Genomic DNA, 13484 nt, shown 5'->3' with positions numbered 1-13484 from the left:
TTTTAAGGCTCGTTCAATATTTAGCATTCTTCTGGCCAATTTCTGCTTGAACCATTTTACCTTATTTCCCAACAACTCTATTATCTGTTTGATCAAAAACTGTGCTACCTGTCCCTTCATCAAATCGCCAGTAGCCCACTAAACCTGCTTCATTACCAATGAGACGCAGAAAACGCTGACTGGTTATGTCATACCCAGTTCGGTCAAAGTCCCACACCCGCACTTCATCAATTTTTCCCTCAAATAGCTGATTTCCTCCACGGTTAGCCCCGATACGGAAGTGAGTAAATTGAGACGAAAGGTCTTGGTCTTGAGAAAAAACTTCTGTGCCATCTAAGAAACCTTTGAGGGTTTTACCATCATAGGCAATAGCTAGATATTGCCATTCACTCAAAGTCTTGCCAATAGTTAAATTTCCCCCTTGAAAGTTAACCTGGTAGTTCCCTGAACCATCGGTTTCAATTTGAATTGAATTAGTTCCTTCTGTATTACTAGAACTAAATAGTCCTGTTCCTTGGGGCAAATTTTCCTGTGCTGCACGTACCCAAGCTTCTACAGTAAATTTTGTAGGTTGCCAAGGTTGAGCAAGGCTCACCTCTACATAGTTTGTAGCTCCATCAAAAGCTAATGCTGTTTCTGCATGGTTGCTAGATTGAGACACAGGAATTAAAGCAGCACCCGTAAAGGGGTCGCTTCCAGGTTCTCGTTCTAATACGGCGTTGCGGTAAAGAGGATCTGGACTGGTATAAAGTTGAGTCCCTTGGATGTTAAACAGTCCATCTTCGGCAACTTCCACATTAAAAGCATCAATACGCTCAGTGGCACTATTATGGGCAAAAAATTGCCAGCGTTTTATCCCCTGCACTTGGGTCGGTAGTTGCAATACTGTAAAACCACCATTGTTCAGGTTGCGAATAAACGCCAGTTCTTGGGTAGGTTCAAAGAAGGGGTTGCCTTCCATATCTTTTGACCCTAAGCTGTCGGTTTGGCTAGCAGGGTTGGTTTTATGGCGACTGCGTTGATAGCGTACCTCTCGGTTAGGCTGTAACCTTTTCCCAGAGAGAACGAAGCGATCGCACAATAGGGTACTATCTACTACAGGAACATTATTTCCATTGCTCTGTTGTAAGTCACTACGGGTCAAATCTCCCGATGCACCACCACTACTAAGCTTATACACCGTATCAAGGTGATTATTAGCGATCGCCTGACGAAAGACAAAAATGTGTTGATTATCAGAAAATACTTTGAAAGGAGCATCTGCCGTCAAACGGGCCGTACTAGAGAGAAATGGATCGACCTCTTCAGGAAATAAGGTGGTCGGATCGGCCACTTCCTGCCTAGTATCTAGCTTTACCACAGGCATTCGTGTTGCCCCTGTGATGCTAAAACCCACCTGCTCAATTTCGTTAGGAAACTGTAGTTCGGAAGGGTTCTCTGGCCAATAAGCTACATCAAACTCCTCTTTGTTGCCCTCGGTATCGTTTAAGTCGAGTACCGCATAAAACAGCCGTCGTCGATCGTCCATAGCAAAGGCGATGGGGGTTCCCTTGTGGGTAATCATCTCCGTGTGCTTGTAGGAGCGATCGGCATAGGTCTTTTTTAATTTTTCTGCAATGCTACTAACAGGCATATACCTACAGTTCTAAGATTTCAGCTTTTTTACCATAATTTATTAAGATATTGAGCTTCGTTAATAATTCTTAACATGAAGCTATTTATTGAGGCCCACATTCCGCAGATCAGTGATTAAGGAGAGGCTTCAACAATTAATAATTAATAATTAATAATTAATAATTAATTATTACCTCAAGAAAAACCCTAACGGAATTGAATATAAGGAAATTCAAGATCACTTTTTTCTCTTGAATATAGAAGGCTTTATACCTTAGATTTTTCGGTAATAGTTGTTCATTANATTAATAATTAATAATTAATAATTAATAATTAATTATTACCTCAAGAAAAACCCTAACGGAATTGAATATAAGGAAATTCAAGATCACTTTTTTCTCTTGAATATAGAAGGCTTTATACCTTAGATTTTTCGGTAATAGTTGTTCATTACAATGAAGCCTATACTTCAAAAACCTATTACAACTGTGGCTATGTTCATAGAAAGCTCGGTAGTTTAAAATTATAGCACTACGCAAATATATCGCGGACATTTATAAATACTCAAACTTACTCAGAGATTACTTCCGACTTCTAACTTCCCATATCGCTATAGCATTTACCATTACCGCTCTTTACTGAATCAAATATCTCAAACAATGAAATATCAAGAATAAACCAACTTTGGTCTTCCTTTTTTCTACTTCCTTCTGCTATANCTCGGTAGTTTAAAATTATAGCACTACGCAAATATATCGCGGACATTTATAAATACTCAAACTTACTCAGAGATTACTTCCGACTTCTAACTTCCCATATCGCTATAGCATTTACCATTACCGCTCTTTACTGAATCAAATATCTCAAACAATGAAATATCAAGAATAAACCAACTTTGGTCTTCCTTTTTTCTACTTCCTTCTGCTATATTAGCTATGAGCAAAAAATCAAAGACCAATGACAGAACAGTCATCTATATCTACTTTAGCAGAGACTTTGTTAACAAAGTATGATTTTGACCTTGGTGGTGAAACTTCCGAGCAACTTATTGCTCGTTGGGAGAACAACTATCAAGTCGAGTGGCTTTCTTTAGCAGTTATTGAAGCATTATATCTGGGACGTTACAAGGCTATTTCTGTCCAGCAAATATTAACATTATGGGAACGTCGCGGTCAGCCTATTTATCATTTCAACTCTGAATTTCAAAATATTATTACTAGAAATGTTCTCACAAATTTGACAATTCAGATAGATACTCAGTCTTTACAAACACAAAATAACCCTAGCTTTTTAGAACAGAAACCACCAGAGAATTCTAAATTTGTGTCCTCATCTTCCAATCCCTTTAAACCAAAATCAAAAAATCAAGCTCAAAATTTAGTACAGAAACAACTTCCAATACAACCAGCTCAGTACAACATAAAACACACTGATTTTTATACTAAACTCAAAGCAGTTGTCAAAAAGTTTTCGGANGCCGAAAAGTGTGGGAACTGTGGGGAGCAGAAAGTTGGGAGCAAGATGCTCCCGCTAGCAAACGATTTACTAACTTTTGACTCGGCGAATTTCTGAGCAAAAAGAAGCTAAAGCAAAACCGTTTGGTCTCTTAACCACACTGCTGCGTAACCGCAAATTAGGTATTAAATACCAAAAACGTTCCTCAGCGTAAAAATCCTCCGACTCTGTAATCAAAGTTAGAATATCATCACTCCCCATAATGTAGCGACCATTAAATTGATTACTGTTACCATTTCCTCTGTCTTGCAATAATTTACCTTGGTTAGGATCGTCAGAATTAGGAATAAGTATCAGCATTGTTGAACCTGCATCTTTGACTTGTTCTTTTTTTGTTGTACCATTCCAGCTAATCTTCACTCCTATTAACTCAGTTGCACTGGAGTCAACCTGATGTTGTTCGCACAACTTGATTAATGTAGGGTCAGTTTTTTCCAATATTTCAACATTCACTTCTGATTTACCTGCTTGCAACTCCCCAGAAACCAAATTGTGAACCGTGCGTTGGGAAAACCATTCACCAGCACTTAACTTAAAAAATTCGATAATGTCCATTAACTTACTAATCTTATTAATTCTGAATCAATACTATATTTTGCACTGATTGGGATTTTGAGTCAAATTTTAACTGTAGCATTTTAGGGAGTAGGGAATAGGGTTCACCAGATATCCTGGCTTTTAGCAAACGAATCCTTAAAAACATTCTTATACCAATTTGATAAATGTTTGTTACAAATGGTAGGAGAAAGAAAGAAGGAAGAATTCATTAATTGATAATTGATAATTATAAGAAGGTTAAAACCGTTACGGAATTGAATATCGGGAAATATCCTAGCACTTTTTTTCCCCTATCCAAGGGGAGGCTTCAAGGCGCGAANAAGAAGGTTAAAACCGTTACGGAATTGAATATCGGGAAATATCCTAGCACTTTTTTTCCCCTATCCAAGGGGAGGCTTCAAGGCGCGAATTATTTAATTATTAATTATTAATTATTAATAATTGGGTAATAAGTAAGAAGGAAGAAGGAAGAAGGAAGAAGGAAGAAGGAGTAAATATTAAAAACAATGGATAAAAAAATATAAATAACTATCTAAAATAAATTAGATAGCAATTCCCAAGAAGCGTGAGGTACAAAATTCGTTTGTTTTAGGGAACACTTAACTGGGAATAGGGAATAGGTATGGAGGGAATAGAAAACAAATTAAAGAGCTTGTGTATCTCATAAGCTTGAGAAACGCTATAGCAATCCTAAATAGGTCGTAATAGTTTTTATAATAGTTTTTCTGGGCTAAAAACCTTGAAAATTCTGACTCCTGAATTATGAATCCTGACTCCTGACTCCTAACTACCAGGAAAATATTACAACTAAAATCGGATTGCTATAGAGCAGCTATTTTTAAGCATATCTGATTTATCTCTAACCTTTGGTAGCATTATTTTTTCAAAGTCGTATTATTAGTTAATAACTGAACTCTTGAAAAAGTATCGCATTATTTTTTTTTTTGGGAATTGGTATTAAATTAATTTTGCCTAGATACTTATCTGAAATACATTAATGTTTGCTGCCAAATATTGATAAGAAGATGAGAATATTCGTGTATTTCCAGAATTTTTTGTATTTCATATTAATTGACAAAAACTTAAAGTCTCAAGCATCCTTCTCTTCTAAGGGGATGCCAAAAAATCAACTTCAGTATTTCATTCAGTCAGAGGTACTGATAATTTATAAATGAAATGGCATCAAGTTCGTTTGACTACAATATATTGTTAATTAATGTGGTATATTGCTTTTAGCCTTTATCTCCCAATAACTAAAAACTTTATAGCTAATCAAATTGCAAACTGCTATAAATTGGACTAAAAAGCTTTAATTGTAGGGATTTTCCAAAGGAGATACTTCGCGAACGCTCTTTCCAAATACATTAAATTGTGGTAAATAATAAGGTTAAGTTATGATACTAAACTTATTAGGATATACACTAAATCTGATATAATTTAAGGGTACTAACACTATGCTCATAGAGATATTAACCCTGTTTGCGGGTGCAGGACTAGAACAAATAACCAGTGTCACATGGCATTCGGTAAATAAATGGGCAGCAAAAAAGGCTGATGAAAAGAATCAGGTAATACAGAAAGCATTAGTAACTTCATACTGTAAAGCTTTGCAAGTAATTCGTAAAGAGTCTCAACAACTACCCCAGTGGAAACAAGAGAAAGCTGCAATTGAAACTAGATTAACAGAAATGGAGAAAGATGCACTAATGATATTAGATTTAGTACAGACACAAAAGCATAGAATGACTCATATACCTCAAGGTGGAGAAGAACAAGCGATTACAAAAACAGTAATGTCTAGACTGCAAAGCAAAGATAAATGGCTGAAACACGCTCCCAAAGAATTATCTTATTTAGTTGAAACTAGATTAGTATCAATTACAGTGCATCAATTTCGCCACGAATTGAGAACAGAAAGCACAGTATTTCAAGCCTTAGTCCACGATATGTTAGCCACAGCAGGAGAAGACGTCAGTCGTTTGGTTGATGTTACCAATAGCATAGAGAAAAGAGTAGATCAATTTGTAGGAGACTACCGTCAAGATATTGATAAAATTATTGTAGGTATTGGAGGAGCTAACTCCCACTTAGAACAGTTAATATCACTGTTAAGCAAACAGATGAAGCAATGTCAAGCGATACCTGCTGACTTTGCCGCCCTCATAGCGGATAAAACAGAAGGATTTCTGGGACGAGGTTTTGTCTTTGACGCTATTGAAGATTTTATTCAAAATCAATCTAAAGGATATTTTATCATCGAAGCAGATCCAGGAGTAGGCAAAAGTACAATTATTGCCGAATATGTACGTCGCACAGGTTCTATTGCCTATTTCAATCTATTATCAGAAGGTAGAACTAGGGCTGAAGATTTTCTTAAGAGTGTTTGTACCCAATTAATTGAACGTTATAATTTGCCTTATGAATTACCATTACATCCAGATAATACCAGCAATGGTAACTTTCTGTCAAAACTACTGAACGAAATTAGTGCCCAATTACCCCCTGGAGAAAAACTAATAATAGCAGTAGATGCTTTGGATGAAGTGGATTTAAGTAGTCAGAGTGGAGCAGCTAATGTCCTATATTTACCATCAAATTTACCCAATAGAGTCTATTTTATGGTGACAAAGAGATCCGATCCACTACCATTAGTAGTGTCGGCACCACAGAAAATTTTTGATTTAATGATCTATCCGAATGAAAGTTTGGAAGATGTTAAACTATTTATTCGCCTAAGAACAAAGCGATCGGCAGTTCAAGCATGGATTGAAGCTAGGGGATTAACATTAGAAAAATTTGTCGAATCTATAGCTAGCAAAAGCGAAAATAACTTCATGTATTTAAAATATGTACTTGATGATATTGAGCAAGGTAACTATGGAGATATCAGCTTAGAAAGTTTACCCCAAGGTTTAGAGAAATATTACGATCAACATTGGCATAGAATGAGAATGAATGTTAAACCATTGCCAGTTACTAAACTAAAAATCATATATTTCTTAACAAAAACTCGTAAACCTGTATCCTGTGGAATGTTAGCTAAATTTAGTGGAGAAATATCCTTGACAGTTCAAGAAATATTGGATGAATGGGCACAATTTTTGCGGATTTATCAAACAGAAGGTAAGCCAGTATATAGTATATATCATGCTGCTTTTCAAGATTTTCTCTACCGTAAAGATATTGTTCAGGAAGTAGAATCATTAATTGAAATTGAAAGTATGGAAAAACAAATTAAAAACAATTTATTAGGAATGGTTTATAAAAATGCTTAGAATTGAGGATTCAGGAGTCGTAGGGGCGTTTCGCTACGCGACATATAAAACGTTTCGGCTAAGAGCCGACATGAATGCGGAGCATGACCTAGGAAAGTTGTGCGTAGCTAATGGCCATATAGCCTTACGGCATGGGCTTCGCCTTTTAATGTCGGCGACAGCCGAAACGCCTGTACAGGAGTCAGGAGTTAGAAGAAAGAAGGGATTCGATCTCAAATTCGGTAGTATCGGCATAAAAAAGCATAGAAACCGGGTTTGTATTAAATGCTCTACCATACTAATATATGCCTCCCACAAACCCGGTTTCTGATATCACTCGACGCGCAAGCAGATTCGATATCAATTATTGAAAAGGAAATTAAAATGGGTGAATTTAGAGAAAATTTAGCTCAACTACCCCTAGAAGATCAACGTTATCTTTTAGAAACTTTACCGGGTTTTCTAGTCAGTGAATCCGATACAGAACAACTACATCGCTTACTCACAGATTTTGATTTTCTTGAATCAAGACTATATTTATTCGGAGTAGAATATCTACTAAATGATTATGAGGAAGTTATGCACTCTGATGTCTGGATATCAAGTGAAAAACTAAAAACCCTAAAATTAATTCAAGGAGCAATTGAACTATCATCTCATATCTTAGTTGAAGATAAAACCCAACTAGCAGGACAACTGTGGGGGCGACTGCTATCTTTTGAAATCCCAGAAATTCAGAAAATGCTAGAACAGGCAAAATCCTGGAAACTGACCCCCTGGTTAAGACCAACTGCACCTAGTCTCACACCACCTGGAGGCAGACTGTTACGAACTTTTATCGGTCATAATGGTTGGGTAAATGCAGTAGTTGTTACTCGTGGAGGAATGGTAATTTCTGGTTCTTCAGACAATACTCTCAAAGTTTGGAACCCGGAAACAGGTAAGGAAATTAGTACCATTACTGGTCATACGGCGCGAATTAGAGCGATCGCCTTACTAGGTGATAAATGGGTGATTTCTGGTTCTGATGACTTCACTCTCAAAGTCTGGAACCTTGAAACAACAGAAGAATTAGTTACCCTCACAGGTCATACAAGAGCAGTAAGAGCAGTGGCAGCCTTACCAGATGGGAGAGTAATTTCGGGTTCCTCAGACAATACTATTAAAGTCTGGAATCTTGAAACACAAAAAGCAGAAATTACTCTCACAGGTCATCAAGGTTGGGTAAATGCAGTGTCAGTCTTTTCTGAGACAGAAATTATTTCAGGTTCATCTGATAACACTATCAAAATTTGGAATCTGGAAACAGCAGAAGAACTATTTACACTTACAGGTCATACAGGTGGAGTGAGAACTATAACTACACTTCCTGACAGACAAATTATTTCAGGTTCTTCCGATAACACAGTTAAAGTCTGGAATCTTGATAGCAAAAAAGCAATTTTTACATTCAAAGGTCATACCAAAGGAATAAATGCAGTAGCAGTAACTCCAGATAATAAACGCATGATTTCCGCAGCTTCCGATAATACTCTCAAAGTATGGAATCTCCTGTCTGGAGAAGAGTTATTTCCCCTTAAAGGTCATACTGACTCAGTATATGCAGTTGCAGTTTTGCCAGATGGACGCTTAATCTCTGGTTCCGATGATTTCACCCTTAAAGTTTGGAGTCTTGATACCTCCGAAGAACTTTCTCCCCTAATTGGACATACTAATAGAGTGAATGCAGCAGTAGTTTTGCCAGAGCAACAAGTAGTTTCTGCTGCTTGGGATCATACGATCAAAGTTTGGAATTTGAACACAACAAAACCTATTTATACTCTTAAAGGTCACACTGATCGGGTGAATTCTATCGCTGCATTACCAAATAAACGGATTATTTCAGCTTCAGATGATAATACTCTCAAAATTTGGAGTCTGGAAACAGCAAAGGAATTATTGACTATAGAAGGTGACAATAGATGTATTTTTGCTGTAGCAGTTACACCAGATGGACAACAAGCGATCGCTTGCTTATCTGACCAAACTCTCAAAGTCTGGAATTTAGAAACATTACAGGTAGTTTGTACGCTTAGAGGTCATACTGACTGGGTAAGTGCAGTTACAGTTACACCAGATGGAGCGCGAGTAATTTCGGGTTCTTTTGATAAAACTATTAAAGTTTGGTCTTTAGAAACTGGAGAGGAAGTGACAACATTAGTTGGTCATACTGGGTGGGTAAAGGCGTTAGTAGTAACACAAGATGGCAAGCGAGTGATTTCGGGTTCTTTTGACAAAACAATTAAAGTTTGGTGTTTGGAAAGAGAACAAGAACTATTCACTTTAAGTGGTCATACTGACTGGGTAAGTTCCATTGCAGTTACACCAGATGGCAGTTTGGTGATTTCTGCATCTGATGATAATACTCTCAAGGTTTGGGATTTAGAAACGCGACAGATAATTGCCGATTTTACTGGGGAGAGTTCCTTGGAATGTTGCGCTGTGGCAGCAGATGGAGTACAAATTATTGTTGGTGAAGCTTCTGGAAGAGTACACTTTTTAAAATTAGAAAGTTAATGAAGCGGTTATTTCGGTTATCAGTTAGCCTCCTATGGTCGTAACTACGTTAACAGTTAGCCTCTTGCAGAGGAACTGCGTTTTTTCGTATAGGGAATGCTCCGCTTTCCATGTCGCTCCGCGTTAACGTTTGCGTAGCATTCCGATAGGAAAGTTGTGCGGAACGCTAANCCATGTCGCTCCGCGTTAACGTTTGCGTAGCATTCCGATAGGAAAGTTGTGCGGAACGCTAAACAGTTATCAGTGCTTCTGGGTAAACCTAGAGTTTTGAAATACTAAACGTATCCTTTTCATCCTCTATCCAAGGGTAGACTTGATAATAAATCCGGTTTAGAAGTATGAAACCTTATTTTTTGGTCAGCAGTCAGTAAGGGCGAATAGCCATTTTGCTCGGCAATATGTTTGCGTCATAACTCAGGAAAACGCCCTACATTTTTGCTGTGACTATTGCTTTAATATTCTTAATGCTTGGATTGCCAGTAAGAAAAAACCTACAGAACCCAATGTAGTAAGAACTTGGGCTACTAAATTAGGTGTTAATATTTCACTCATAATTATAATACCTTTAATGAAGTTAGAACTGAGAAGTTGTTTTTGTAATGGGGATTTTGAGTAATCCTCCAAAAACATTTCGCCTTAAAAGGCGTGGTTTAACAAGCTATCAGGTATCAGCATTCAGCTATTAGCTAAAATCGGCGGATTTAAGTCCCCCACAATAGTTTGAAAAATTAGTGGTGTGCGTATAATGGGGGATTTGAATCCCCCATTATACGCCTTGGGAGCTGTTGGCGATAGTCTGGCGATAGCAATATGCTGACCGCTGACTGCTATTTTAATACCCAATTATTTTGATAAAAAACAAACTTATTTCCTATACTATCTTAAATTTACCCTATTCAGTAGTTCAATGGACAGTAAAAAGTTTTTTTCAGATTTGACCATTTCCTGAATGGCGATCGAAGATTAAAGAACTCATTGTCAGGAAATATTTGGCCAAGGCTATCTTAAAATGCTCAATGATGTGGCTATTAAGATGCAGTGGTGATACGAAATCCACCTTAGTGAGAGGGTACTTTTTAAAGTTAAAGCCTTTGCTAAATAAGGAATTGGGTGATGGGACAAGCCTGCTTTTATACCCGGATTTGGTATGAATCAGATTTTTTTTTCCATAATGTAACTTTAAAAGACGGATTCTTTTTACAAGGTTCGAGCAATTATCCCGTTAGACCATTTCTCATGCATGAATGCTATATATGATTGGGTGGGGAAGTGTGGGAAGTGTGGGAGGCTGGGGGAGTCGTTAAAAGTAGGAAAAACCTATACTAACCGACTAATAATTGTCAAAAAAAGACTTTGAATCTTGCTAACTATTTAACTTCTGAAATCAAGCTGAAGTATAGCATTAATGCATGGTAATTGGTATTAGACCAAAATAGAGAGAATTATTTGATAAACTGACCTCTGCTAGACAAAATTTACCTGATATTAATTTGTTTATGGGTTCTGCCTTGGTTGAAATATTTGTCTTTCTTTGAGGAAATTATGAGGCAATTATTAATACCATTTCATCTTAATTCAACTGGTATAGAAGGAGAAAAATTATGAAATTTGAGACGAATATACAAGAAGATTGCTACAACAAAATTTGTTTATGGATGAGAGAATTATTTGATAAATTTCCCTATGCTAAACAAGATTTACCTGGTATTAATTTGTTTATGGGTTCTGCGTTAGTTGAAGTATTTGTTTTTCCTTGGGGAGATGATGAGGTAATTATTAATACTCGCTCTTCTGTTGTAACAGATGTTAATTTAACATCTGATTTACTAAAATTTTTATTACGAGAAAATAGTAAAATGCGCTTTGGTGCTTTTGGTATAGATGACAATAATAATATTATATTTGAACATACAATAGTTGGTTCGACTTGTGATAAACCAGAGTTAGAAGCATCTGTTAAAGCAGTTTTAAAAATTTCTGATGAATATGATGATAAAATTGTTGGGCAGTGGGGCGGAAAAAGAGCTATGGATAGAATTAGCTGAAGTCAGAAGTCAGAAGTCAGAAGTCAGAAGTTGAATTTGCAGAACGGACTAAATTTGAGAAGTGCGAGAATGTCTGCCTTAGTAATGGCGACTGCTATAGTCATTCCAGAAAAGGATTGAGATACTTAACCTTGATATAATCCTTTTAAATCAGGAATTTAGCCGTCTAATTTTTATTTCAAACGACTATATTTTGATTTAGCTAAAGGAATTTATATTTTAGAATTAATAGTGCTTCTTAAATTTTATGATTCATTAATCTAATTTTTCCAAGTATATGCTAAAAACAGAGCCTACTTACAAATTTCCCGAATCTAATCACCCCATAGTTAAATCACTATTTCATCACAGTGACCAAGAACTGTTGACCCTATTTCAAAACTATCCAGACCAAGGAAAATACTTTGTCACTATTTTCTGTCGTTATGGTATGATAGTCCAAACTTTAATTCAACATTCTGTGCGATCGCCTGTTCAAGCAGACTATCTATTTGCTCAAACCTGGCAACATATATTTTACGAATTGCGTGGCTTAGATTTGCGAGAGGGAGCAGATCCAGAGACTGGAAATACTACTCTTCAGAATTGGTTAATTAATATTACAGCCATTAGTATTAACCAAGAAGAAATGCCCCCTGTCGAGTCAATTCGTTATTCTTTAGAAATGGCCCCACCACCTTTATGGTGCTATTTCAGGCAAGTATTAGATCAGTTAGAGNCATATATTTTACGAATTGCGTGGCTTAGATTTGCGAGAGGGAGCAGATCCAGAGACTGGAAATACTACTCTTCAGAATTGGTTAATTAATATTACAGCCATTAGTATTAACCAAGAAGAAATGCCCCCTGTCGAGTCAATTCGTTATTCTTTAGAAATGGCCCCACCACCTTTATGGTGCTATTTCAGGCAAGTATTAGATCAGTTAGAGCCTTTACTACGCTTGATTTTGTTAATGTTTCAGACTTTTCACTGGAGTGAAACAAGAATAGCAGCTTATCTCCAAGCTGAGGGAGAAACAATTTCACATCAGGAAGTAAAATCTTTATTGCAACAGGGATATCATAATCTAGATACTAATTTGCCAGAAGATATTAAAGCCATCTATTTGAATGATGATATTGAGCAAGTTAGTACAGGTATAAATCAGTTTCTCAAAGTTCCAAAAGAACCAGAATAGTTAAGATTCTATTGTTTTAGGGAGTAGGGAGTAGAAAAGAAGAAAAACAACTGTACCTCATTCAATAATTAATAATTACCTCTTCTTATAAAGAAGAGGATTGACTAAAAGGAATTTTTTTCTTTTTTCTCCATGAATGGAGAGGCTTTATACCTTAATTTTTCGGTAACTACTGATAACTGATAACTGATAACTGATAACTGATAACTGATAACTGATAACTGATAACTGATAACTGATAACTGATAACTGAAATGACCTAGTTCAAAAATACCCCACCTTTACCAGTAATATTCAGTGACTTTGTATCTAAATCAAAATCTTCTGTGGGATTAAATATAACTTCTAATACTCTAGAAGAAATCCTCTGAGGACGTACCAAAAGTAAACCACCATCAGGACGTTGGTAGGTTAAGGTTAGTGGAATTGGCAGTTCAGATAATTCTACCACTGAACTTTCACCTAGAATCCGATGTCGGCCACCTATTACCTGATATCCAATTACAGCACCAGTTTGATTAATCAATCTTAGAGTGATGATACCTTCAACAGGGGTAACCCTACCAGCAGGCTCTGGAAATTGGGGTGGGGGCTGAGTAGTTTCTGGCTGCTGAGTCGGAGGCTGACGGCGAGTCGGTTCGGTGTTCTCAGGTCGACCTCTACAGGTTTTCCTCTATTACCAGATGGCTCAGAAGTATCCTCTTGCTGATTAGTAGCAGGAGGCTTTGTACCAGGTGGTGGGCCTCCAGCGTGGGAAATTGTGA

General features: G+C 36.9%; 9 protein-coding genes and 1 pseudogene. 5 read left to right on the top strand and 5 right to left on the bottom strand.

Features of this window, described 5'->3' with window-relative positions:
- Nucleotides 1-61: 61 nt before the first annotated feature.
- From AFK68_RS30240 to AFK68_RS30230, 3 genes are all read right to left on the bottom strand, one after another.
- The gene (locus AFK68_RS30240; protein WP_094677635.1) at nucleotides 62-1633 is read right to left on the bottom strand and encodes a LamG domain-containing protein; all 1572 of its coding nucleotides are present in this window, start codon (nucleotides 1631-1633) and stop codon (nucleotides 62-64) included.
- Nucleotides 1634-2419: 786 nt separating this feature from the next.
- The gene (locus AFK68_RS40215; protein WP_210407698.1) at nucleotides 2420-2557 is read right to left on the bottom strand and encodes a hypothetical protein; all 138 of its coding nucleotides are present in this window, start codon (nucleotides 2555-2557) and stop codon (nucleotides 2420-2422) included.
- Between the two features lie 602 nt (nucleotides 2558-3159).
- Entirely contained in the window at nucleotides 3160-3684 is a 525-nt protein-coding gene (locus tag AFK68_RS30230; protein WP_094677631.1) for a phycobiliprotein lyase, read from the bottom strand.
- Nucleotides 3685-5141: 1457 nt separating this feature from the next.
- Between AFK68_RS30230 and AFK68_RS30220 the strand changes: the two genes are divergently transcribed.
- From AFK68_RS30220 to AFK68_RS30190, 5 genes and pseudogenes are all read left to right on the top strand, one after another.
- Entirely contained in the window at nucleotides 5142-6962 is a 1821-nt protein-coding gene (locus AFK68_RS30220) for an ATP-binding protein (protein ID WP_094677627.1), read from the top strand.
- Nucleotides 6963-7325: 363 nt separating this feature from the next.
- Nucleotides 7326-9497, top strand: a complete 2172-nt coding sequence (locus AFK68_RS30210; RefSeq protein WP_094677623.1) for a WD40 repeat domain-containing protein — start codon at nucleotides 7326-7328, stop codon at nucleotides 9495-9497.
- 1601 nt (nucleotides 9498-11098) lie between these two features.
- Nucleotides 11099-11542, top strand: coding sequence for a YbjN domain-containing protein (locus AFK68_RS30200; RefSeq protein WP_094677619.1), 444 nt, complete (start codon nucleotides 11099-11101; stop codon nucleotides 11540-11542).
- Between the two features lie 277 nt (nucleotides 11543-11819).
- A pseudogene (locus AFK68_RS42860) lies at nucleotides 11820-12260 on the top strand (sigma-70 family RNA polymerase sigma factor); the annotation flags it as partial.
- 1 nt (nucleotide 12261) lies between these two features.
- Nucleotides 12262-12720: sigma-70 family RNA polymerase sigma factor (locus AFK68_RS30190; RefSeq protein WP_210407697.1), on the top strand; the 459-nt coding region annotated here is incomplete at its 5' end.
- Between the two features lie 259 nt (nucleotides 12721-12979).
- On the opposite strand, the gene AFK68_RS30185 is transcribed toward AFK68_RS30190, so the two are convergent.
- Both AFK68_RS30185 and AFK68_RS40210 read right to left on the bottom strand, forming a co-directional pair.
- A complete protein-coding gene (locus AFK68_RS30185) occupies nucleotides 12980-13246 on the bottom strand; it encodes a hypothetical protein (RefSeq protein WP_094677615.1) in 267 nt (88 codons plus the stop codon).
- Nucleotides 13247-13248: 2 nt separating this feature from the next.
- Nucleotides 13249-13484, bottom strand: a 236-nt coding sequence (locus tag AFK68_RS40210; protein WP_210407696.1) for a hypothetical protein, incomplete at its 5' end; no start/stop codon positions are given.

This window comes from Hydrocoleum sp. CS-953 (genome assembly GCF_002260545.1).
Taxonomy (GTDB): Bacteria; Cyanobacteriota; Cyanobacteriia; order Cyanobacteriales; family Microcoleaceae; genus Trichodesmium.
This window is presented reverse-complemented; position numbering and strand designations above follow the sequence as displayed.